We start from the raw sequence: 22,804 nt of genomic DNA, 5'->3' as shown, positions 1-22,804 counted from the left end.
CCCCAAACCCTAGCGGATCCGCTCTGTGATTCCCAATCGAGCCGACCGGGAGCGCGGAGTCCCGTGCGTATTCGAATTCAGACATGCCGAATTCGATCCCGTCGGGAGATCGTGCTGAGTGGTGTGGGGTGCCGCTGCTGCGGCGGGAGGTGCTGTCGCAGAACCGTTACGGCCCGGCGGCAACCCGGAGAACTCTACGGATCGGGGAGGGGGGTGTCAAGTGGCCTCTTCGTGGCCTCCGGGACCCCCTCGTCAGTCGAGGTCGGTGAGGCGCCCGCCGGCGTCGGGCTGGGCGTCCTCCACCCGGCGCAGCAGCCGGGCCAGCACCTCGCCGAGAACCGTGCGCTCGGCCGGGGTGAGGTCCTGGAGGAGTCCCTCCTCGAAGACCGACGCCATACGCATGGCCTCCAGCCACTTCTCCCGGCCGTCCGGCGTCAGCTCGACGATCACCCGGACCCGGTTGGACTCGTCGCGCTCGCGGGTGACCAGCCCTTCGGTGACCATCCGGTCGATCCGGTGTGTCATCGCGGCCGGGGTGAGCCCCAGTCCCTTGGCGAGCTCGCTGGGACCCATCCGATAGGGGGCACCGGACAGGACGAGGGCCTTGAGGACCTCCCACTCGGCGTTGCTGATGCCGAGCGCCGCCGTCTGGCGGCCGTAGGCCACGTTCATCCGCCGGTTCAGGCGGGAGAGCGCCGAGACGATCTGCTCCACCTGGGGATCGAGGTCCCGGAACTCGCGCTGGTAGGCGGCGATCTGTTCGTCGAGGGTCGGCTCGCTGACGCCGGGGTTGTCGGCCATGGCCGAAGTATCGCACGGAGCGGCTTGGCGTCGAAGTCCTTCGAGGTGTACTGTTTAGATTCGAAGTTTAGCTTCGAAGTCTTCACTCCTAACTACTACCGGATGAGGTGAACGTGACCAGGGCGATGGGCGCAGCGATGCGCCGGATCCACGTGGGCAACGCACTCAGTGCGTTCGGGCTCGGCTTCACAGTCCCCTACCTGTACGTCTATGTGGCGCAGGTGCGGGGTCTGGGAGCCACGACGGCGGGGTCGGTCCTCGCGGTCTTCGCGGTGGCCGCGCTGGTCGTGCTGCCGTTCGCCGGCCGGGCGATCGTGCGGCGCGGCCCGCTTCCCGTACTGCTCACCGCTCTGGTCACCGCCGCTCTGGGCGCGTTGAGCCTCGGTCTCGCGGGCGGCGCGGCGGCGGTGCTGCTGTCGGCCGCGGCGCTCGGGGCCGGTCAGGCCGTGATGCAGCCGGCGCTGGCGACGATGATCGTGGACTGCTCCACCGCGGAGACGCGGTCGCGCGCGTTCGCGATGCAGTTCTTCCTGCAGAACCTGGGGCTCGGTGTGGGTGGTCTGATAGGCGGCCACCTCGTCGACATCTCGCGGGTGTCGTCGTTCACTCTGCTCTTCATGATCGAGGCGGCGATGTTCCTGCTGCTGGTCGTCGTGATGTCGACCGTGCGGGTACCGCACGCACCCCGCGTGGCCGGAGCACCCGTGCCGTCCGCGAGGGGCGGCTGGAGGCAACTGCTCGGCAACCGCGCGATGGTGCAGCTCATGGTGCTCGGTTTCGTGCTGTTCTTCGCCTGCTACGGCCAGTTCGAGTCGGGGCTGAGCGCGTACGGCGTGGAGGCGGCCGGGATATCGACGTCCGCGCTCGGCACGGCGCTGGCGGCCAACACGGCGGTGATCGTGGTGGCGCAGTTCGCGGTGCTGCGTTTCGTCGAGCGGCGCCGCCGGTCACGGGTGATCGCCGCGGTGGGTCTGATCTGGGCCGTGGCGTGGGCGGTCGCCGGGTACGCGGGGCTGGGCGAGGTCAGCCGGACGATGGCGACCGCTGCCTTCGTCTCGACGTACGCGCTGTTCGGGCTGGGGGAGGCGATGCTGGCGCCGACCGTGGCCCCCTTGGTGGCGGATCTCGCGCCGACGGGCATGGCCGGTCAGTACAACTCGGCCTTCGCTCTGGTGAAGCAGCTGGCGCTGGCCGTCGGCCCGGCCGTGGGCGGACCGATGGGCGCGTCCCTGCACGCCCCGTACATCGCGACGTTCCTGATGTTCTCCCTGGGCATCGGCGTCCTGGCGCTGCGCCTGGGCCGGAACCTCTCCGAGGCCCAGGACCAGCCGTGGCGGGCCCGGAACCGTGTGGTGGCCCGCGGTGGGTCCGCCGCGGAACCGGTGGCCGCCGAGGCCTGAGCGCCGCCCGCTTCCGGCGGCGCCGCGCGGGGAGCGCTCCCTGCCGGACGCCGTCCGCCGGGGCGGGACCCGGGTCCGCTGTGGTGGGGGCGGGTCCGCCTGTCGTGAGCCGGGCGGGTGGGCCGGTCCGCCCGGGCGGGCCCGGTCCGCGTGGCCGGGTCGTGGGGCTATGCCGTGGACTGTGCCGCGGGCAGGGCGAACTCGCACCAGACGGCTTTGCCGCCGCCCGGTGTGCGGCGGCATCCCCAGTTGGAGGCGATGGTCGCCACGATCGCGATGCCCCGCCCCGACTCGTCACCCGGCTCGGCGCGGCGGCGCCGCGGCAGGTGGTCGTCACCGTCGGTGACCTCGACCGTCAGGCGGCGGTCGGTGCGCCGCAACCGCAGCCGCATGGGCGGTGTGCCGTGCTGGAGGCTGTTGGCGACCAGCTCGCTCGCCGCCAGCACGCCCAGGTCGTGCAGGTCGGTGGGGAACCGCCAGCTGGTGAGCACGCCGGAGGCGAACGCGCGGGCGCGGGGAGCGGCCTCGACCCCGCCGAGGAGGTCCAGCGCCGCGTTGCGGAACAGGTCCCCGTCCACGCCGCTGCGGGCGGGCTGCTGCAGGACCAGCACGGCGACGTCGTCGTCGTGGTCGGCGGCGACACCGGCCGACCGGAGCATGCGGTCGCAGATCACCTGCGGGCTGCCGGTGGCGCCGGACAGGGCGTGCTCCAGCGCGGCGATGCCCTCGTCGAGGTCCTTGTCGCGGCGCTCCACCAGGCCGTCGGTGTAGAGCACGGCCGTGCAGCCGGGCCCGAGGGGCACCGATCCGGAGGAGTGCATCCAGCCGCCGGTGCCGAGCGGGGGGCCGGTGGGTTCGTCGGCGCGCAGGACGGTGCCGTGCTCGTCCCGGACGAGGACGGGCAGATGGCCCGCGGAGGCGTACACCAGCCGTCCCTCGTTCGGGTCGTGCACGGCGTAGACGCAGGTGGCGATCTGGTTGGCGTCGATCTCGGTGGCCAGGCCGTCGAGCAGCTGGAGGACCTCGTGCGGAGGCAGGTCCAGCCGGGCGTAGGCGCGCACGGCGGTGCGCAGCTGGCCCATGACGGCGGCCGCACGGACACCGCGGCCCATCACGTCGCCGATGACCAGGGCGGTGCGGCCGGCGCCGAGGGTGATGACGTCGTACCAGTCGCCGCCGACGGCCGCCTCGGTGCCCCCGGGCTGGTAGGTGGCGGCGATGCGCAGGTCGTCCGGCTCCTCCAGCTCCTGGGGCAGCAGGGAGCGCTGGAGGGTGACGGCGGTCTCCCGCTGGCGGCGCTCGCTGGCGCGCAGCCGTTCGGCGGCCTCGGCGTGGTCGGTGACATCGGTGGCGAAGACCAGGACCCCGGCGTCACCGGCGCCGCCCTCGGTGACGGGGGTGCAGGTGAAGGTGTAGGAGCGGCCGTCGCAGGCCTTGCGGGACTTCACCGTGCGGGGCCTGCCGCTGCGCAGCACCTGGTCGAGCAGCGGCATCAGACCGAGTTCGACGAGTTCGGGCAGGCAGCGCCCGGCCGGTTCGCCGGGCGTGCGGGTGCCGAACGCGGCGGCGTAGGCGTCGTTGACGTAGGCGAGACGGTGGTCGGGGCCGTGCACCAGGGCGACGAGGGCGGGGACGCGGTCGAGGACCTCGCGGACCGGCAGTTCGTCGACGGCTGGTGCGCCGGCGGGTGCGTCGGCGGGTGCGTCGGTGGGTTGCCCGGCGCGGGCCGCGGGCACCGCGCCCTCGTGACGGGTCTCTCCCCGGCACCCGGAGGTGACCGTGGGTTCGGTCCGCGCTGCGGCGCGGCGCTGCGTTCCGGGGAGCCGGGCGCTCCAGCGCGTGAAGTTCACGAATCCTTGCCTCGTGTAGTCGTCGTCGGCCGGCTCCGGACCCGGCCGGGGCCCCCGGGGCGCGGGCGGTGGGGTCCGCCCCCGGGACATGCAGCACTCGGGACAGGCCCCGTCGGGTGACGGGGCGGGTGGTGGTCCGTCCTGACGCGGGGACCAGTCTGGCAGTGTGGCGGACCGGGTCGGCATCCGTCAGACGCCGGGCCGGTTTGCTCAGTTCCTGCTTCCGGTCAGGACGACCCCTTCGGGTCGCCGGGAGTCTTTCCACCGGCCGCGAGTTCGAACTCGGCACGGGGATGTTCGAGTGAACCGAGGGAGACGATCTCCCGTTTGAACAGGCTCGCGAGGGTCCATTCGGCCAGCACGCGCGCCTTGCGGTTGACGGTGGGCACGCGGCTGAGGTGGTAGGCGCGGTGCATGAACCAGGCGGGATAGCCCGTGATCCTGCGGCCGCGGACCTGGGCCACGCCGCGGTGCAGGCCGAGTGAGGCCACCGAGCCGGCGTACCGGTGGGCGTACGGCACCAGCGGTTCGCCGCCGAGGGAACGGACGAGGTTGTCGCCGAGGGTCCTGGCCTGGCGCAGGGCGTGCTGGGCGTTGGGGGCGCAGTCCCGGCCGTCGCCGGCGGTGAGGTCGGGGACGGCGGCGGCGTCGCCCGCGGCCCACGCGTGCGGGGTGCCCTCCACGGCGAGGTGTGGGGTGCAGCGCACCTTGCCCCCGTCGGTGAGGGGCAGGCCGGTCGCGGCGAGCAGCGGGTGCGGTCTCACGCCGGCGGTCCAGACGACGGTACGGGTGGGGAAGCGCTGCCCGTCGCTGAGTACGGCGACGCGGTCCGCGCAGGACTCCAGGCGGGTGCCGAGCACGACGTGGATGTTGCGGCGGCGCAGTGCGGCGACGGTGTGGCGGCCGAGGTCCGGGCCGACCTCGGGCAGGATGCGGTCCGAGGCCTCGACGAGGATCCACCGCATGTCGTCGGCGGTGACGTTGTGGTAGTGCCGGGCGGCGTAGCGGGCCATGTCCTCCAGTTCACCGAGTGCTTCCACGCCCGCGTAGCCGCCGCCGACGAAGACGAAGGTGAGGGCGGCGTCACGGACGGCGGGGTCGCGGGTGGAGGAGGCGATGTCCATCTGTTCGATCACGTGGTTGCGCAGGCCGATGGCCTCCTCGACGGTCCGGAAGCCGATGCCGTGGTCGGCGAGGCCGGGCACCGGCAGGGTGCGCGGGACGGAGCCGGGGGCCAGGACGAGTTCGTCGTAGGAGAGCCGCTCGGGCCCGGTGCCCTCCCGGCCGGCGAGGGTGGTGAGGGTGGCGGTGCGCGCGGGGTGGTCGACGGCGGTGACCTCGCCGACGACGACGTGGCAGCGTGGCAGTACCCGCCGCAGCGGGACGACCACGTGCCGTGGGGAGAGGGAGCCGGCGGCCGCCTCCGGGAGGAACGGCTGGTACGTCATGTAGGGGTCGGGGGTGACGACCGTGATCTCGGCGTCGCCGCGCCTGAGTTCCGCCTTCAGCTTGCGCTGGAGGCGCAGGGCCGTGTACATCCCGACGTAGCCGCCGCCGACAACGAGAATGCGCGCACGTTCCTTCACCATCCCATGACGCACCCGCCGCTTGAGTTTGTCCACAGCCTCGGCCATGTGTGTGACCGGAGGGCATCGGCGTGGCGGGTGGGGCGAACGGCCCCGGGCGGGGGGAGGCGTGCAGGTCAGCGGCGGGTCACCCGGGGTTGTGGACACGCACAACTCGGACGTATGCGGTGCGTGCTCCGATCGGGGGGCGCTCTGTGCGGAACCTGCCCCTTCTGAATTGACTGACTCTCAACTATGTTCGTATGTCGACGGAGTGTCAGGGCGTGTTGCGTAGGTGGCGTCGTCCGCCCGGGAGGGCGGGGTTCGCGGGACCTGCGAAGCACGCTCTGGGGGGAGGCGCTCGTCGGGTCCGTCCGCAGCGGGCCCGGTGCCTGCTTCCGTCCGCACGCTCCGGCATCCGATGGCGGGGAGAGTCTCCGGGGGGAGACGTCATTACCGGGGGAACACGTATGCACATCCAGGATTCTCATTGGGCTTCCGCATCTGCCGTCGCACCTGGCGGGACGATGGGCGGCGGTGGACGCGGTGACGGGCCGCGCTCGGCGCCGCTGCGGGTGGACGCACAGCGCAATCTCGAACACGTGCTGCGGGCCGCACGTGAGGTGTTCGGCGAGCTGGGGTACGGCGCGCCGATGGAGGACGTGGCCCGGCGGGCCCGGGTCGGTGTCGGCACCGTCTACCGGCGCTTCCCCAGCAAGGACGTCCTGGTCCGCCGCATAGCCGAGGAGGAGATCTCCCGGCTGACGGACCAGGCTCGTGCGGCGCTGGGGCAGGAGGACGAGCCGTGGTCGGCGCTGTCCCGGTTCCTGCGCACCTCGGTCGCCTCCGGCGCCGGGCGGCTGCTGCCGCCGCAGGTGCTGCGGGTCGGCGTGGCCGAGGAGGCGGAGGCGGCCGGGACGGCACGGGTGCCGCAGCAGCGCAGCCAGCCCGGCTCGGGTGAACTGCGGCTCGTGCCGGACGACTCCGCGGACGACGCGGGGGCGGCGACCCTGCTGGAGGTGGTGGGGCAGCTCGTGGAGCGGGCCCGTGCGGCCGGTGAGCTGCGGCCGGACGTGTCCGTGTCCGATGTGCTGCTGGTCATCGCCACGGCGGCACCCTCGCTTCCGGACGCGGCCCAGCAGGCGGCGGCCTCCGCCCGCCTGCTGGACATCCTCCTGGAGGGTCTGCGCTCACGGCCCGTGTGAGCGCGAGAGGCGGCCTCGGCGGTGCGGCACGGGCCGGGCCCGCCGCCGTCGCCCGGGCGGTACGGCGCGGGACGCGCGTCGTACCGCCCGGGGCGGCGGCCCAGGCGTCACTCGAACGGGTGAAGTCGGGTGCGTGGCGAGGCACGAACCGCTCGGACGAGTGGCCGGGCCGTCCCCGCGGGCGCTCGCCCCCGCCGCCTGTGGCACTCTGGCCCGGTGGTCAGGACTGGTGGGGCCGACAGCGGGGGCTTTCCGCGATGAGCGTTGACGGGCGGGACGAGTCGCTCGACGAAGGCGGCGCGGAGACCGGCGGACCCACGCCGCCGCAGGTGCCGAGCCAGGGCGGCCGCTCCGGCCTCCCCCCGTACGGCCAGCCTGCCGGAGGAAACGTCCCGGCACCCCAGGGACCCGGCCGTGTCCCCGCCGAGGGGAACGTTCCGCCGCAGCGCGACCGGCGCGAGGACGGACCGCGCGAGGACAGCGTCCTGCCTCCTCCCCGCGAGGTGCCGCCCCCCGACTCCGAGCTGATCGAGCGCATGCGCTCCGGCGACGACACCGCCTACACCGAGCTGTACCGCCGCCACGCCGAGGCCGTACGCCGCTACGCCCGCACCTGCTGCCGGGACGCGCACACCGCCGACGACCTCACCGCCGAGGTCTTCGCCCGCATGCTCCAGGCCGTGCGCGGCGGCTCCGGGCCCGAACACGCCGTCCGCGCCTACCTGCTCACCGGCCTCCGGCGCACCGCCGCCTCCTGGACGAACTCCGCCCGGCGTGAACATCTCGTCGACGACTTCGCCCTGTTCGCCGCGCAGGCCGCGCGGGCCGCCGAGGTCTCCGACGCCGGCACCCTCGACCTCGGCGCGGACGTCCTCGCGATGCGCGAGGCCGAACAGTCCATGGCCATGCAGGCGTTCCGGTCGCTGCCCGAGCGCTGGCAGGCCGTGCTCTGGCACACCGAGGTCGAGGACGAGTCGCCCAGCGACGTCGCCACGCTCTTCGGGCTCGACGCCAACGGCACCCGCGTACTGGCCAGCCGGGCCCGGGAGGGCCTCAAACAGGCCTACCTCCAAGCCCACGTCAGCGCCTCCCTCGCCGACGACGAGGAGTGCGCCCGCTACGCCGACCGGCTCGGCACCTACGCCCGCCGCAAGCTGCGCACCCGCGCCGAACGCGGCCTGCGCAAGCACCTGGAGCGGTGCGCCAGGTGCCGGCTCGCCGCCAGCCAGATCGAGGAGGTGGCCAGCAGCATCCCCGCCGCCGTGCCCGTCGCGGTCATCGGCTGGTTCGGGGCGGCCGGGTACGCGAAGGCCGCCGCGCTCATCGCCGGCGGGGCGGGAGCGGGGGCCGCGGGCGCGGCCGCTGCGGCGGGCGGCTCGTCCGGTGCGGGCTCCGGCGGCGGCGCGGTCGCCGCCGAGGGGCTCGGCGCGCCCGTCAAGGCCGGTGTCGCGGCCGGTGTCGTCGCCGTCGCGGCCGCCGCGATCGCGCTCGCGCTCGTCGGTGACGACTCCCCCAGGCAGCCGGTGGCCAAGCCGCCCGCCTCCTCGCCCGCCGTGGTGCCCGAGCCGCCCGCCGCCCCGCCCGCCTCCTCCGCGGCACCCGCGCCGCGCAGTCCCGCGCCTCGGCCGGTGGTCGTCGCTCCCCCGCCGTCTCCCACCCCGGCGCCGACGCCCTCGCGGACGCCGTCGCCGGCCGCTCCGCCCGCCCCTGCGCCCACGCCGCCGACCCGCGGGCCCGCGCCCACGCCGTCGTCCACCCCCTCGCCCGTTCCCACGCCGACGCCCGTGGAGACGCCCGCGCCCGCCTCGCCTCCGGCCCCCGCGCCCACACCCGTCGTCCACCGGTGGAGCGAGCTGGCGTACGACGTCTTGGGTGACGGCAGCGCGCCGGAGATGCGGCTGGCGGAGAGCAGCTGGGTGTGGCGGCGCAGCGGGCCGGCCGTCGGCGGGCAGACATATCCGTACGGGGTCACCGTGCACGGCGAGTCCGGCGTGACCATCGACCTCAACCGCGCGTGCGGCGCGTTCGACGCGGTCGTGGGCGTCGACGATCTGATGCTCGGGGTCGGCAAGGTCTCCTTCTCCGTCTACGGCGACGGCACCCGGCTGTGGGGGTCCGGCCCGGTCGGGGGTGGGGAGGCCGGGGTGCCGGTGCACGTGGATCTCACCGGCCGCCGGACCGTCCGGCTCGTCGTGGAGCCGCATCGGCCCTTCGGGCGGGTCGCGCTGGCCGACTGGGCCCAGGCGCGGTTCACCTGCGGCTGAGCGCTGCGCTGGACGCTGCGCCGAGGTGCAGCGGGTTCCGCGGGTTCTGGACGTGCCACGATCCGACCTCGGTCGGCCGCAGCGCCGTCGTGGCCGGTCGCGCAGTTCCCCGCGCCCCATCGGGACGCCGCCGGACCGTACTGAACCTCGCCCGAGCCGCCCGGTGCCACGACCCGACCTCGGCCGCCCGCAGCGCCGTCGTGACCGGTCACGCAGCTCCCCGCGCCCCACCGGGACGCCGCCGGACCGTACTGAACCTCGCCCGAGCCGCCCGGTGCCACGACCCGACCTCGGCCGCCCGCAGCGCCGTCGTGACCGGTCACGCAGCTCCCCGCGCCCCACCGGGACGTTGCCGGACCGGGCTGAACCGCGCCCGGGCCGCCCGGTGCCGCGGGCCGCCGGGATGGCTGCGGGGTGGCGGGCGTGGCGCTCCCGGTTCGGTGGGTGGGGCGGGGCCGCGCCGGGGGGGGTGTCCGTCCTCGGGCCGGAGTCCGGGTGGGCCGGGTGGTGCGCGGGGTTTCGCCGGCCGCTGCGGGCGGGCACCCCCCGGCACGTCCCCTCACCGCCGTACGCGGCCGTCGCGCCGTCGCCCTCGCCCTCCTCCCCGTCCGGCGCCGTGTGCCGCCGGCCCCGCGGGTGTGGCCGTCGGCGAGGGAGGTCGCCGCTGGGTGTTCGGGAGAGGGGGTGGTTCAGGCGCGGTTGGCTGTGGCTCCTGCGCCCAGGGCGCCTCGCTGGGGGGCGATCCCGGCGGGGACGGCTCGGGCGCGGGCCGGGGTCCCGGTCCAGCAGGTGCCGCGGCGGGCGAGCAGGCGGCGCAGCCAGAGCTCGAGGGAGACCAGCTCGGCCAGGCCGTCCAGGGGCAGGGGCTCGCCCGCCGCTGCGGCGCGTACGGCCTGGCGGACCACGCGGGCCTCGACCAGCCCGGCCTGGGCGAGCAGAGGGGTGTCGAAGAGGGCCACGAGGGCGTCGGCGGCGCCCCTGAGGCCGGCGCGGGCCGCTGCCGCGGTGGGGGCCTGGGACGGCGTGCCCCAGCCGGGGGGCAGGTCGGGTACGCCGGCGCCCCTGAGGACGGTGCTGAGGACGGCGGCGCGGGCGCCGGGCTGGACGCGCAGTGCCTCGGGCAGCGCGCGGCAGGCGCGGACGACCTGGTTGTCGAGGAAGGGCGCGTGCAGCCGCTGGAAGCGGACCTCGGCGGCCTGCTCCAGGACGCGGAGGTCGGCCGCGGCACGGGCGAGGGAGGCGCGGGCACGGTAGTCGCCGGGGCGCTGTCCGGGGCCGACTCCGGAGCGGTTGGTCGCGGCCTGCAAGCGAATCGATACTTCGGCGAGGGCCTCTCCGGTGAGCCAGCGTGCGGCCGGTCCGGGTCCGGCCCAGGTGAGGGCCGCGAGGGAGGCGTCCGCCGCGCTGCCGGGGTCGTCGAAGCGGCGGTCCAGGAGGCGTGCGGCCAGGGTCTCCACTCCGGTGCGGTAGGAGGTGCGGGCCAGTCGCCGGGCGGCGCCGTACACCCGTGCGGGGATGAGCACCGAGCCGTCCGCCTTGGCCAGAGCGGCGACGGGGCGGACGAGGTGGCGGCGCCTGCGGTCCATCAGGAGGTCGGCCAGGCGCGCCGGGTGGGCGTCGAGGACCTGTCTGGCGCCGTGTCCCGTGAAGTGGTCGGCGCTGCCGGCGGCCAGGCGGGCCCGGTGGCGGGCGGCGGCGACCAGGCAGGGGCCCGGCTCGTCGGTCAGGGGGCCGTCCAGGTCGGCGTAGGGCAGGGTCTCCGCGCCGCCCGTGACCACGATGTGGTGCAGGCGCGGGTTGGCGGCGAGGGCGCCGGCCCGTTCCAGCTCCGCCTCGCGGCCGCCGGTGGCCAGGTCGTTGAAGGTGACGGCGAGGAGCCGCTCGCCCGCACCCGGGCCGTGGCCCAGCACGGTGCCGGGCATGCCGGGCAGGCCCGCCGCGAGCAGGGCGAGGGTGCTGGAGGCGGGGCCGCCGGAGAGGTCGGCGCCGATCCCGGGTACGGGCATGCCGCGGGCCGCGCGGCGTTCGGCGGGCCCCATGCCGGGCACGGGGCCGGGGTCGATGCCGGCACCGGGGACACCGGGGACATGGCGGGGCGCGGCCAGCCGGGCGCGTACGGCGTCGACGAGGGCCTCCCGGACGGCGCCGACCGCGCTGTCGGGGTCGGCGGGGGGTGCGGCCACCGCGAGGGAGGCGACGGGTTCGTAGCCGGCGACCTCGCGCGCCCCGGCGCGCAGGATCAGCGCGTGTCCCGGCGGAACGCGCCGGATTCCCTCGTAAGGGGTGGAGTCGTGCAGGGCGGCGGGGACGTCGGGGGCGGCCAGCAGGGCGGCGAGGTGGCCGAAGTCGAGGTTGGCCTCGACGAGGTCGGCGAGCGGCAGGGCGGCGGTGGCGTACGCGGTGCCGCCGGCCCAGGGGGTGTGGAACACGGGGCGGGCGCCGGCGAGGTCGCCGCACACGGTGACCCGGCGGCCGACCTGGACCACGGCCGTGTAGCTGCCGGGCCAGGCCGTCAGATGGCGCAGGGCGCCACCGCGCGCCGTGAACAGGCCCAGCCTGAGTTCCTCGTCGGTGGCGCCGCAGGTGCCCAGGACGGCGAGGCGGTTGTGCTCGTCGGCCCTGACCACCCGCACCTCGTCGGGGCGCCAGTCGCCGACCGCCCACAGCGGGTCGGGGTCGCCCCACAGCAGGTGGGAGCCCACCGGGTGCAGGGTCTCGCCGTCGTGTCCGGTGGCCCCCGCCGCGCCGGGCCGCACGGTTCCCGCGGCGGCGCTGCTCCACCCCACCAACCACCGCATCGACGCCTCCACGGACCTGTGGGCAACCAGTGCACCGCACCAACCGGTTCACCATGCTGCCACGAAGCACGCGTCGCAGAGGGGTGGCGGAGCCGCTTGCAACACCCCGTACACGCACCCGCGTACGCCGGTGCCGACGGGGTGGCCGCCCTGCGGGCCGGAGCGCGTGCGACCTGAATGCGCCCCCGAGTGAGCCCCCGGCGTGCCGTACGCGCCCTCAACTCCCGTGGTGGGGGCCCTGTTCACCCCTCCGACCGGGGGTCGATTTTCGGCCAATTACAGTCGCCGAACCGCGTTGTGACCTCTGTTCGCACACGCTCCGTACAGGCCCTGCGCACGGCCGGACGCGCGCGGTCCGGGAGGCGGAACCCGCCCCCCGGACCGGTCCGCCGCCCGCGGGGATGGAGGCGGCGGCGTCCCCCAGCCCACTGGATCCAGTACAGCGGGCCGACCCACGCAGAAGCCATGGAACCGCTCCCCGGATGGCCGGAGAAGAGCGCACGCGCAGGCGCACGGCCACACGTCAGGGGCACGTCGCAACGCACCGTGCCCGGGGCGTACTCCAGTACGGACCACAATCCCGCCATCCGGAAGAATGCCCCTTAACGCTTGGGATGCGGCGAACTACGCTGGGTTTACGAATGCCGCGTGGTTATGCCAGCGCGACAGCCGTCTGTGTCGAGGGGTGGCGCATGTCCAGGGAGCAACGCGGGCCGAACGAGAAACTCGGCGCCGTTCTCGCCCTCGCGGGAATCAGCAACGCAGGACTCGCGCGGCGCGTCAACGACCTGGGCGCACAGCGCGGGCTGACCCTGCGCTACGACAAGACGTCCGTGGCGCGCTGGGTGTCGAAGGGCATGGTGCCCCAGGGCGCCGCCCCGCACCTCATCGCGGCCGCCATCGGCCAGAAACTCGGCCGCCCCGTACCCCTGCACGAGATCGGCCTCGCGGACGCCGACCCCGCACCCGAGGTGGGCCTCGCCTTCCCCCGGGACGTCGGACAGGCCGTGCGGTCGGCCACCGAGCTCTACCGCCTCGACCTCGCCGGCCGCCGCGCCGGCTCCGGCGGTATCTGGCAGTCGCTGGCCGGGTCCTTCGCCGTGACCGCGTACGCCACCCCCGCGTCCCGATGGCTGATAACCCCGGCCGACAGTTCGGTCGCGCGCGAGGCGGGCCCCGCGGAGGGCTCCGGCGCACCGCTCAAAGTCGGCCACAGCGATGTGCAGAAGCTGCGGGAGGCCGCCGAGGACGCCCGCCGCTGGGACTCCAAGTACGGCGGAGGGGACTGGCGGTCGTCCATGGTCCCCGAGTGCCTGCGGGTGGAGGCCGCCCCGCTGCTCCTCGGCTCCTACTCCGACGACGTGGGCCGCGCCCTGTTCGGCGCCAGCGCGGAACTCACCCGCCTCGCCGGCTGGATGGCCTTCGACACCGGACAGCAGGAGGCCGCCCAGCGCTACTACATCCAGGCCCTGCGCCTGGCGCGCGCGGCCGCGGACGTCCCCCTCGGGGGGTACGTCCTGGCGTCCATGTCCCTGCAGGCCACCTACCGGGGCTTCGGCGACGAGGGCGTCGACCTCGCCCAGGCCGCCCTGGAGCGCAACCGCGGCCTGGCCACCGCCCGCACCATGAGCTTCTTCCGCCTCGTCGAGGCCCGCGCCCACGCCCGCGCGGGGGACGCCCAGGCCGCCGGCGCGGCCCTGAAGGCGGCCGAGGGCTGGCTGGAGCGGTCCCGCGAGGGCGACAGCGACCCGAGCTGGCTCGGCTTCTACTCCTACGACCGCTTCGCCGCGGACGCCGCGGAGTGCTACCGCGACCTCAAGGCACCCCGCCAGGTGCGCCGCTTCACGGAGTACGCGCTGTCCCGGCCGACCGAGGAGTTCGTCCGCTCGCACGGCCTCCGGCTCGTCGTGTCGGCCGTCGCCGAACTGGAGTCCGGCAACCTCGACGCGGCGTGCGAGCAGGGCGTGCGGGCCGTGGAGGTCGCCGGGCGGATCTCCTCCGCCCGCACCACCGAGTACGTCAAGGACCTGCTGCACCGCCTCGAACCCTACGGGGACGAGCCGCGGGTGGTGGAGCTGCGGGAGCGGGCCCGTCCCCTGCTCATGACCACGGCCTGAGGCACGGTTTCGTGACCCGGTGGCCGCCGGGACCCCCGCTCCTGGTTTCAAAGCATTGTCAGTGGCGCAGTGCACTATCGGAACCGGGAGGTGGAGCCAGGTGCGGAAGACCGCATACGACTGCGATGTGCTCGTGATCGGTGGTGGCATCGTCGGGCTGTCGACGGCGTACGCGATCACCCGGGCCGCGCCGGGTACGCGCGTCACCGTCCTGGAGAAGGAGACGGGACCGGCCCGGCACCAGACGGGCCGCAACAGCGGCGTGATCCACAGCGGGATCTACTACCGTCCGGACTCCCTCAAGGCGCGCTACGCGGTGCGGGGCGCCGCCGAGATGGTCAAGTTCTGCGCCGAGTACGGCATCGACCACGCGGTCACCGGCAAGCTGATCGTGGCCACCGAGCGCTCCGAGCTGCCCCGGCTGCACGCCCTGGTGCAGCGCGGCCGGGAGAACGGCATCCCGGTCCGCGAACTGGGCCCCACGCAGATCGCCGAGTACGAGCCCGAGGTACGCGGCCTGGCGGCGATCCACGTCGGCACCACGGGCGTGTGCGACTTCGCCGCCGTCGCCCGCCGGCTGGCCCAGGCCTCCGGAGCCGAGATCCACTACGGCGCGGAGGCCGGCCGTATCGACCGCCGCCCCGCCCTCGGCGTGGCTGTCCGCACCACCCGCGGCGACGTCGTCCGCGCCCGGTTCCTGGTGAACTGCGCCGGCCTGCACTGCGACGAGATCGCCCGCATGACCGGCGACGACCCGGGCATGCGGATCGTCCCCTTCCGCGGCGAGTACTTCGAGCTGGCCCGCCCGGACCTGGTGCGCGGCCTGGTCTACCCGGTGCCCGACCCGGCCTTCCCCTTCCTCGGCGTCCACCTCACCCGCGGCATCGACGGCGGCGTCCACGTGGGCCCCAACGCGGTACCGGCACTGGCCCGCGAGGGATACGACTGGACGACGGTGCGGCCCGGCGAACTGGCCGCCACCCTCGCCTGGCCCGGCTCCTGGCGCATCGCCCGCCGCCACTGGCGCTACGGCGCGGGCGAACTCCACCGCTCCCTGTCCCGCCCCGCCTTCACCGCGGCGGTGCGCCGCCTGCTGCCCGCCGTGACAGCCCAAGACCTCGTCCCCGCCCCGGCCGGCGTCCGCGCCCAGGCGGTCCTGCGGGACGGCACCCTCGCCGACGACTTCCTCATCCGGGAGTCCCCCCGGGCCGTCCACGTCCTCAACGCCCCTTCCCCCGCCGCCACCGCCTCCCTCCCCATCGGCCGCGAGATAGCCCGCCGCACCCTCACCGCCCTCTCCACCCTCTGACCCGGCCCCCGGCCCCCGGACCCCGGCCACCGGCCCGCCCGACAAGTGCACGTACCGCCGGAAGACGCCCGCCCCCACGACGACCAGACACCCACCCACGACCAGACACCCACCCACGGCCAGACACCTGCCGACGGCGAGACACCTGCCGACGGGGGGCGCCCGCGACAGCGGAAGGCCACCCACGGCGGCGAAGGAACGAGCCGAGAAACGACCCCCCCCCCACGACGGCCAGACACATGCCAACGGGGGCGCCCGCGACAACGAAAGGCCACCCACGGCAGCGAGGGAACGAGCCGAGAGGCACCCGCCCTCACGACCACCAGACACCCGCCGACGAGGAGCCCACGGCGACAGCGGAAGGCCGCCCACGGCAGCGAAGGAACGAGCCGAGAAACGACCCCCCCCCACGACGGCCAGACACATGCCGACGGGGGCGCCCGCGAGGGCGGAAGGCCGCCCACGGCGGCGAGGGGACGTGCCGGGGGGTGCCCGCCCGCAGCGGCCGGCGACAACCCCTCCCACCACCCGGCCCACCCCACCGCCGGCCCGAGGACGGACACCCCCCGGCGCGGCCCCGACCCACCACCGATGCACGCACCCACCCACCGGCCGCGCCCCATCGCAGAGGCGCGGGGAGCAGCCCCACAGCCCCACAGCCCCGACGCACCCGCACCCGCACCCGCACCCGCACCCACCCACCGCCGGCAACCCACCACAGAGGCGCAGGAGCCACGCACAACGCCCGCGCACCCGCACCCGCCCACCGCCGGCACCCCACGACAGGGGCGCGGGGAACTGCGCAAACCCCCGGCACCGCCGCACCCCTCCGCAGGCCGCAGAGGCCACCGCCCCCTCCCCGCCTCCGCAGGCCGCGCCAGGCCACCGCAAGGACGCGAGGGCCACCCCCCAAACCCGCCCCGTAAAATCGACCCACTGTGTCTGACTCCCCGAACCCCGCCGCCCCCTCACGCCCCCACCTCCGCGCCAAGGGCACCCCCCGCTTCCCCGACGGCCCGCAGCCCGACCCCGCGGGCTCCCACTTCGAGCGCCGTATCCGAAGCTTCCAGCCGCGCCGCAGCCGCGTCACCGCGAGCCAGGCCGACGCGTTGCAGCGGCTGTGGTCGAAGTGGGGCCTGGACATCGACGGCCACCGGATCGACGACCCGGCCGGGCTGTTCGGCGACGACCGCCCCGTCGTGCTGGAGATCGGCTTCGGCATGGGAGAGGCCACCGCGCAGATGGCCGCGGCGGACCCGGACACCAACATCCTCGCGGTGGACGTCCACACCCCCGGCCAGGGCAATCTCCTCGGCCTGGCCGAACACCACGGCCTGACCAACATCCGCGTCGGCAACGGCGACGCGATCATCCTGCTGCGCGAGATGCTGGCGCCCGCGTCCCTGGACGGCCTGCGGGTCTACTTCCCCGACCCGTGGCCGAAGAAGCGGCACCACAAGCGCCGCCTGATCCAGCCGGAGTTCCTCACGCTGGCCGCGACCCGTCTGAAGCCGGGCGCGCTGCTGCACTGCGCGACGGACTGGGAACCGTACGCGGAGCAGATGCTGGAGGTGCTGACGGCGCACCCGGACTTCGAGAACACGCGGCGGGAGGGCGGCTTCGCGCCACGTCCCGCGTTCCGGCCGCTGACCCGTTTCGAGGGTCAGGGACTGGACAAGGGACATGTCGTGAACGACGTTCTGTTCCGCCGCGTGGCCCCCTCGGCCGACGCCCCCGGCGCGCAGGAGCCCGTGACCGGGCCGGCCGAGGCCGTCGGTCCGGCGGCACGCCCCTCCCTGGAACCGCGGGAACCCCAGGAACGCCAGCAACCGCAGGAACCCCAGGCACCGCAGGAACCCCAGGGCGGCTGAGTCCCGCCCGCCCGTCGGCGGGCCGCGCCCCTGCCTCGCTAGGGTCGATGCCGTGGCCAGTCGTCCCCCGTACGCGACGCCTCCCGCGGTCCGGCCGGGACGTGCCGCGCCCGGGGGCGGTCCCCGGGGGCGGCCCTCCTGGGTGGGCCGGGCCGCGCTGACCGGCCTGTTGGCGGTGTCGGGTCTGGTGATCCTGGCGCTGGTGCGCGAGCAGACCGGCACCGAGGGCCTGGTGGTGGGCCTGGGCCTGGCCGTGCTGCCGGTGCCCCTGCTGCTCGCCGCGTTCCGGTGGCTGGACCGGGTGGCTCCGGGCCCGTTGCGGAACCTGGTGTTCTCCTTCGCGTGGGGTGCGGGCGCGGCGGCGCTGATCGCGATCGTCGCGAACGGCTTCGCGATGCGCTGGATCGCGGCGGCGACGGCCGATCCGGCGGGCGCGGACGCGCTGGGCACGACGTTCGTGGCGCCGGTGGTGGAGGAGTCGGCGAAGGCGGCGGCGGTGCTGCTGGTGTTCCTGTTCCGCAGCCGCGATCTCACCGGCGTCGTCGACGGTGTGGTGATAGCGGGTGTCACGGCGACGGGCTTCGCTTTCACGGAGAACGTCCTCTACCTGGGCAGCGCCTTCGGCACGGACCGGCTGACGGGGGGCGCGGGGCTCACCTCGGTGACGGCGGTGACGTTCTTCGTGCGGGTGGTGATGTCGCCGTTCGCGCACCCGCTGTTCACGGTGCTGACCGGGATCGGGTTCGGCGCCGCCGCGCTGTGCGGTGACGGCCGGCCGCGGAGCAGGGTGCTGCTGCCGCTGGCGGGTCTGCTGCCCGCGACGGGCCTGCACGCGGTGTGGAACGGCGCGGTGGCGTGGGGCGGGTACGGCTTCCCCGTGGTGTACGGGGCGATCATGGTGCCGTCACTCGGCCTGGTGACCTGGCTGCTGATCCGGACGCGTCAGCGGGAGCTGCACGCGGTGCGCGAGGAGCTCGGGGTGTATGTGACGGCGGGCTGGCTGACGCCGGCGGAACCGTACGTCCTGGGCTCGATGCGGGCCCGCGGGCTGGCCCGCGCGTACGCGGCGCGCCATCTGGGCAGGGCGGCGGGCCGTCAGGTGGCCCGGTACGAGGCGGCCGCGGCGTCACTGGCGTTCCTGCGGCACCGGGGCCGCCGGAACGGGGCCGGTGCGGACTTCACCGCACGGGAACGTGAGCTGCTGCACGCGCTGTGGGCGGGCCGCACCACGGCCGGACCGGCGCTGCGGTACGCGGCGCGGGCGGCGGCCGCACCGCCCCGCCGGACACCCACGACCGCCCACCACGGCTACGACGACGACTACTACGGCCACGGCCACGGCCACGAGTGCGGTCAGCCCGTCCCCGGCCCCGTACCGCACATGAGGAACCGGCGGCCCTGACGTCGGGGGGTGTCGTCAGGACCGCCGGTTCACTCCGGGCCCGACGGGGCGGGCCGGGGCACCTCACCGGGCGGGGGGGCGCCCGGTGCCGTGCGGGATCGGCAGGGGCGTCTCAGGGGGTGAGACCCCGCTCGCGCAGCCAGGCCAGCGGGTCCACGCCGCCCGCGGCCCCGCCGATGTGGACCTCCAGGTGCAGGTGGGGACCGGTGACGTTGCCCGTGGCGCCGACGCGCCCGATGACGTCGCCGGTGTTGACCTTCTGGCCGACGCTGACGTTGATCGAGGACTGGTGCGCGTACCAGAGCTCGGTGCCGTCCTCCAGGGTGAGGACCGTGCGGTAGCCGTACGACCCGCTCCAGCCGGCCTCGGTGATCGTGCCGGTGTGGACGGCCTTGATGGGCGTACCGGTGGGCGCGGCGAAGTCCAGGCCGGTGTGGTAGCCGGAGGACCACATGGAGCCGGCCTGCCCGAAGAGGGAGGTGAGCGTGTACGAGGAGGTCGGCAGCGTGTACTGGCGGGCCAGCTCGGCGAGCCGCTCGGCCTCGGCCTTCTTGCGGGCCTCCTCCTCCGCGGCGGCCTTCGCGGCGGCGGCCTCGGCCTCGGCCTCCTTCTCGGCCTTGGCGGCGGCCTCGGCGAGTTCCTTCGCCGCGGCGGCCTGGGCGGCCTGGGCGGCCTTGGTGTCGGCCTGGCTCTGCTGCCGCTCGGCCTGGGCGATGATGCGGGCCCGCAGGGCCTCGCCTGCGTCGTCGGCGCCCTGGGCGGTGTCGGCGGCCGTGGTGCCGATGCCGCTGAGCGGGGCGGCGGGCTCTTCGGCGGGCTGCTCCTCGTCGGACAGCAGGGTGCCGACGGAGGGCAGGTCGGGCATGGAGATGGCGACCGGCGGCTTGCCGGACTGGGCGCTGGCCATGCCGCCGGCGCCGACAGCGGCTATGACGCCGACGCCGAGGACGGTGGAGCTGCGGGCGAGTCCGCCGCCGCGCTGCTTGGAGACCCGGTGCCTGCCGCGTACGGGGCGGACGGTGTCCGCGGTGGGGTTCCACTCCTCCCACGGACCGTCGTCGGTGCGGGGGCCGCCGTAGGCGAAGACCTCGGCGGTGTCGGCGGAACGCTGGCCCGGCACGAACGGGGCTTGCGGGGCAGGCCGGTTGGACGCCACGTGGGCGTACTCCTTTCCTTCCTTCTCGCCTACCGGGTTAGCTGACGGGTTCGGAACAGGAAGGTCTCCTACGCGCGTATACCGGCCGTCGGTGCACGGCGGGCATTCGCGTGATTCACCCCAAGTTGGTGGTTCCCCGGTTCCCTTGCGGGATTCGGCGCGTGCGCACGGAGCCGCCTCTTGTGACGGCTGGGACGACCGCTGCGTTATCGGACAGTAATAGAAGCGGGTCCCTCTTTCCAAGCTGTTCGGCTTGATCATTGCAGTTTCCGGGCAGGAGATTCACCCCAGGAGGGGCGAAAGCCGGGCGAGTTGACCCGGCACCCACGACGTCCGAGTTTCTGACGTTTACTCAGCTGTTATGCGGAGGGCACCCGTCCGATCACATCGCGTGACGCGAGCCGGAGAAGACCCGCCGCCGGGCGGCTCCGGAACTCACGGCGACCCGCCGCCCCCGCTCCTCCTGCCGGCGGACCCCTCGGCCCCCGCGGAGCCCGCCGCATCCAGGGGACGGCGGACGGCGAGCAGGGCCATGTCGTCGCCGAGTGCGCCACCCGAGTGGCCGCGTACCTCCTCCGCCAGAGCCGACAGCAGCGCCGCGGGCCCGCGGAAGACCCGGCCGGTGAGCCGCAGCTCCGGGTCGTAGAAGACGCCGTCCGCGTCACGGGCCTCGGACAGCCCGTCGGTGTACAGCAGCAGGGTGGCCCCGCCCGGAAAGGGCACCTCCTCGACCCGGTCCGGCCCGCGGCCGAGGTCGCCGAGGCCCAACGGCAGCGCGGGGCTGCGCGGGTGCACCGGGCGCACGGTGCCGTCGCCGTACAGCACGAGCGGCGGGGGGTGCCCGCGGTTGAGGACGCGTGCGAGGGCTTCGCGGTGCGGCAGTTCGGCGAGCGCGGCGGTGGTGAACCCTTCCAGCGCGTCCAGGCCCGCCCGACGCGCCCCCTCACGGTCGAGCGCGCGTTCCAGCCGGTCGGCGACACCGGCCAGGGTGGCCTCCTGCTCGGCCGCCTCCCGGAACGCCCCGATCACGACGGCGACCGCGGACACCGCACCCATGCCCTTGCCGCGGACGTCCCCGACGACGAGCCGCACCCCGTGCGGGGTGTCCTGCACCGCGTACAGGTCGCCGCCGATGAGCGCGTCCTCCTGCGCGGCCTCGTAGCGGGCGGCGATGTCGAGGCCCCCGATCCGTTCGGCGGGCTCGGGCAGGACGGCGCGCTGGGTGGCCTCGGCGATCTCCCGGGCGGAGGCGAGCCGCTCGCTGCTGCGGCGGACGAGGACGTTGATGACGACGGCGAGGAACGCCACGGTGACGACGGTGATCTGCTCGGTGACCGCCTCGGCCTCCAGGGCGATGCCCATCAGCACGTGCAGGGTGAGGACGACGACGACCGCGGCGGAGCCGATGAGCACCGTGCCGCGCCGTGAGTACAGCGGGGCGGCGACGAGGGGCGCGGCGGTGAAGAACGGTGCGGCGGCGTACACGTCCGGGGTGAGGGCGTCGTAGACGAGTCCGGCGCTGATCAGCAGGACGGGCAGGACGCGGACGAAGGCACGGGTCGACGAGATCCGCCGCCGGTCGTCGGCTGCGGCCGCCGAGCCGCCGACCGGCCCGACGGGCGGTCCCACACCCCTCACCTCACCAGCCGGCACCCTGTCTCCCGGCGTACGTCGACGGTCGGGCCGCGCCTCGGCCCGTCCGTCCAGCCTCGCCGGTGCACCCCCGCGCGGCGAGCGGAACGGTCCGACCGGGCTACGCCGGGAGCGGGCCGGCGCACGCAGGCGGGCCGGCCGCCGCCTGACGCGGCCGCCGCCTGACGCGGACGGCTCAGGGCGACGGCCACGGAGAGGGACCGGGAGCCGGCACCGGGGCGTGGCATGGCGTGGCGTGGCGTACGAGCACACGGGGAGACGGGGAGACGGGGAGACGGGGAGACGGCACAAGCGTCATGGAACGACTCAGGGCCGGAGTCCGTTCACATGGACTCCGGCCCTGGGCCTTCAGTAGCGGGGACAGGATTTGAACCTGCGACCTCTGGGTTATGAGCCCAGCGAGCTACCGAGCTGCTCCACCCCGCGTCGGTGATTCAAGTGTACGCCATGCTCAGGACCACCAGCACCACGGTTTCCCGCACCCCCTTTCGTCTTCGAGATCCCGGAAGGAGAAGACCCCGTCTTCAACGTCCATGGTCCCCCGCCCCACCACCACGACCGTCCGGCCGCCATGTGCAACAGCAGGGTGCCAGGATGTCCGGGTGGTCAGCGCTGAAGAGTGGATTCGAATCCGTAGCGGCCTGCGGTTCGGCCAGAGGTTCCGAGGGACGGTGACGGCAGTCCCGAGACCGGGTGCGATCGGGATCTTCGTCGACATCGGTCTTCCGGTCGGAGGGTTCGTCGATGTTCTGCTTCTGCCGACGGCCGCAGAACGCTGGCCGAGCGAGGGGACCGAGGCCGCATTCGAGGTCTGGTGGGCCGATCAGCGACAGCAAGTGCGACTCAAGCCAGTCGACCCGCGGTTCCTGCGTGACGACTTCACCCACTGGCAGGCGGACTGGCGGCCCGGCTGGCCCGAAGACGTGCCGGTGGACAAGGCATGGGTCGATGCGGCGGTGACGCATCTACGGGGAACCGGCGTGATCGAGGAGACACTGCGCTCGGCAGGCTGGCGGCCGGGACGGCACGTCTCGACGGGCCGCTGGCGCAAGGCGCTCGAGAAGACCGGCCTGATCCGCATGCACGATGCCGCTGAAGCCTTCTTGGCGGAGTTCGGTGGCCTGGACGTCCGGATCAGCGGCCCCGGGATCACCTGCGCCAGGACCCCCTTCACCTTCGACCCGGACGACCTGATCGGCGAGGAGGACCGCTTCGCCGACTGGAGTCACACCATCGGGCGCGCCGTCTTCCCCCTCGGCGAACTCGATGAGGGCAGATTCCTCCTCGGCATCGACGAGAACAGCGAGATCTACCTGGTCGAGACCTGGCTGGCTACGTTCGGCTCTGCCCGGGACGCGCTGGAGAAGCTCATCCTGGGCGTCGCCCCGGAGCGGATCGAGACTGCCGACTGAG

At 74.6% G+C, this 22,804-nt stretch carries 14 protein-coding genes, 1 tRNA gene and 1 riboswitch; of the genes, 8 read left to right on the top strand and 7 right to left on the bottom strand.

Annotated elements, in window-relative coordinates; genetic code table 11:
* Nucleotides 1-252 precede the first annotated feature (252 nt).
* Nucleotides 253-801: a MarR family winged helix-turn-helix transcriptional regulator gene (locus tag AC5K6T_RS24340; protein WP_386980207.1), complete on the bottom strand. Its 549-nt coding sequence runs from the start codon at nucleotides 799-801 to the stop codon at nucleotides 253-255.
* Nucleotides 802-926: 125 nt separating this feature from the next.
* Here AC5K6T_RS24340 and AC5K6T_RS24335 point away from each other — a divergent pair, with 125 nt between their 5' ends.
* The gene (locus tag AC5K6T_RS24335) at nucleotides 927-2,201 is read left to right on the top strand and encodes an MFS transporter (RefSeq protein WP_493212222.1); all 1,275 of its coding nucleotides are present in this window, start codon (nucleotides 927-929) and stop codon (nucleotides 2,199-2,201) included.
* 167 nt (nucleotides 2,202-2,368) lie between these two features.
* Here the strand turns inward: AC5K6T_RS24335 and AC5K6T_RS24330 are convergent, their stop codons facing one another.
* Both AC5K6T_RS24330 and AC5K6T_RS24325 read right to left on the bottom strand, forming a co-directional pair.
* On the bottom strand, nucleotides 2,369-4,051 hold the full coding sequence (locus AC5K6T_RS24330) for an ATP-binding SpoIIE family protein phosphatase (protein ID WP_493212134.1): 1,683 nt from the start codon (nucleotides 4,049-4,051) through the stop codon (nucleotides 2,369-2,371).
* 227 nt (nucleotides 4,052-4,278) lie between these two features.
* Nucleotides 4,279-5,640 (bottom strand): NAD(P)/FAD-dependent oxidoreductase, encoded by a 1,362-nt coding sequence (locus tag AC5K6T_RS24325; RefSeq protein ID WP_493212220.1) that lies wholly within the window; start codon nucleotides 5,638-5,640, stop codon nucleotides 4,279-4,281.
* 446 nt (nucleotides 5,641-6,086) lie between these two features.
* Here AC5K6T_RS24325 and AC5K6T_RS24320 point away from each other — a divergent pair, with 446 nt between their 5' ends.
* Nucleotides 6,087-6,821, top strand: coding sequence for a TetR/AcrR family transcriptional regulator (locus AC5K6T_RS24320; RefSeq protein WP_493212133.1), 735 nt, complete (start codon nucleotides 6,087-6,089; stop codon nucleotides 6,819-6,821).
* Nucleotides 6,822-7,078: 257 nt separating this feature from the next.
* Nucleotides 7,079-9,085: a sigma-70 family RNA polymerase sigma factor gene (locus AC5K6T_RS24315; protein WP_493212131.1), complete on the top strand. Its 2,007-nt coding sequence runs from the start codon at nucleotides 7,079-7,081 to the stop codon at nucleotides 9,083-9,085.
* A 689-nt stretch (nucleotides 9,086-9,774) separates the two neighbouring features.
* Here the strand turns inward: AC5K6T_RS24315 and AC5K6T_RS24310 are convergent.
* Complete coding sequence (locus AC5K6T_RS24310) at nucleotides 9,775-11,883, bottom strand: asparagine synthase-related protein (RefSeq protein WP_493212129.1); 2,109 nt, start codon at nucleotides 11,881-11,883, stop codon at nucleotides 9,775-9,777.
* 692 nt (nucleotides 11,884-12,575) lie between these two features.
* Between AC5K6T_RS24310 and AC5K6T_RS24305 the strand changes: the two genes are divergently transcribed.
* From AC5K6T_RS24305 to AC5K6T_RS24290, 4 genes are all read left to right on the top strand, one after another.
* Nucleotides 12,576-14,000: an NsdA family TPR-like regulatory protein gene (locus AC5K6T_RS24305; RefSeq protein ID WP_493212127.1), complete on the top strand. Its 1,425-nt coding sequence runs from the start codon at nucleotides 12,576-12,578 to the stop codon at nucleotides 13,998-14,000.
* 100 nt (nucleotides 14,001-14,100) lie between these two features.
* Complete coding sequence (lhgO, locus tag AC5K6T_RS24300; RefSeq protein WP_493212126.1) at nucleotides 14,101-15,309, top strand: L-2-hydroxyglutarate oxidase; 1,209 nt, start codon at nucleotides 14,101-14,103, stop codon at nucleotides 15,307-15,309.
* Between the two features lie 938 nt (nucleotides 15,310-16,247).
* On the top strand, nucleotides 16,248-17,180 hold the full coding sequence (trmB, locus tag AC5K6T_RS24295) for a tRNA (guanosine(46)-N7)-methyltransferase TrmB (protein ID WP_493212124.1): 933 nt from the start codon (nucleotides 16,248-16,250) through the stop codon (nucleotides 17,178-17,180).
* Nucleotides 17,181-17,232: 52 nt separating this feature from the next.
* Entirely contained in the window at nucleotides 17,233-18,582 is a 1,350-nt protein-coding gene (locus AC5K6T_RS24290) for a PrsW family intramembrane metalloprotease (protein ID WP_493212122.1), read from the top strand.
* Nucleotides 18,583-18,694: 112 nt separating this feature from the next.
* Here the strand turns inward: AC5K6T_RS24290 and AC5K6T_RS24285 are convergent, their stop codons facing one another.
* The 3 genes from AC5K6T_RS24285 to AC5K6T_RS24275 form a co-directional block, all read right to left on the bottom strand.
* The gene (locus tag AC5K6T_RS24285) at nucleotides 18,695-19,738 is read right to left on the bottom strand and encodes a M23 family metallopeptidase (protein WP_493212120.1); all 1,044 of its coding nucleotides are present in this window, start codon (nucleotides 19,736-19,738) and stop codon (nucleotides 18,695-18,697) included.
* 11 nt (nucleotides 19,739-19,749) lie between these two features.
* Nucleotides 19,750-19,908, bottom strand: a riboswitch (cyclic di-AMP (ydaO/yuaA leader).
* A 265-nt stretch (nucleotides 19,909-20,173) separates the two neighbouring features.
* Complete coding sequence (locus AC5K6T_RS24280) at nucleotides 20,174-21,367, bottom strand: PP2C family protein-serine/threonine phosphatase (RefSeq protein ID WP_493212119.1); 1,194 nt, start codon at nucleotides 21,365-21,367, stop codon at nucleotides 20,174-20,176.
* A gap of 376 nt (nucleotides 21,368-21,743) precedes the next feature.
* Nucleotides 21,744-21,817: transfer RNA gene (locus tag AC5K6T_RS24275), tRNA-Met, on the bottom strand.
* Between the two features lie 176 nt (nucleotides 21,818-21,993).
* Here AC5K6T_RS24275 and AC5K6T_RS24270 point away from each other — a divergent pair.
* Entirely contained in the window at nucleotides 21,994-22,803 is an 810-nt protein-coding gene (locus tag AC5K6T_RS24270; protein WP_493212117.1) for an SUKH-3 domain-containing protein, read from the top strand.
* Nucleotide 22,804: the final 1 nt, after the last annotated feature.

The sequence above is a fragment of the Streptomyces sp. B8-7 genome (genome assembly GCF_058833805.1).
This window is presented reverse-complemented; position numbering and strand designations above follow the sequence as displayed.

Excerpts from the sequence above, each read along its gene's own strand:
- AC5K6T_RS24340 (WP_386980207.1), bottom strand. The coding sequence starts at position 801 with ATGGCCGACAACCCCGGCGTCAGCGAGCCGACCCTCGACGAACAGATC.
- AC5K6T_RS24335 (WP_493212222.1), top strand. The coding sequence starts at position 927 with ATGGGCGCAGCGATGCGCCGGATCCACGTGGGCAACGCACTCAGTGCG.
- AC5K6T_RS24325 (WP_493212220.1), bottom strand. The coding sequence starts at position 5,640 with ATGGTGAAGGAACGTGCGCGCATTCTCGTTGTCGGCGGCGGCTACGTC.
- AC5K6T_RS24320 (WP_493212133.1), top strand. The coding sequence starts at position 6,087 with ATGCACATCCAGGATTCTCATTGGGCTTCCGCATCTGCCGTCGCACCT.
- AC5K6T_RS24315 (WP_493212131.1), top strand. The coding sequence starts at position 7,079 with ATGAGCGTTGACGGGCGGGACGAGTCGCTCGACGAAGGCGGCGCGGAG.
- AC5K6T_RS24310 (WP_493212129.1), bottom strand. The coding sequence starts at position 11,883 with ATGCGGTGGTTGGTGGGGTGGAGCAGCGCCGCCGCGGGAACCGTGCGG.
- AC5K6T_RS24305 (WP_493212127.1), top strand. The coding sequence starts at position 12,576 with ATGTCCAGGGAGCAACGCGGGCCGAACGAGAAACTCGGCGCCGTTCTC.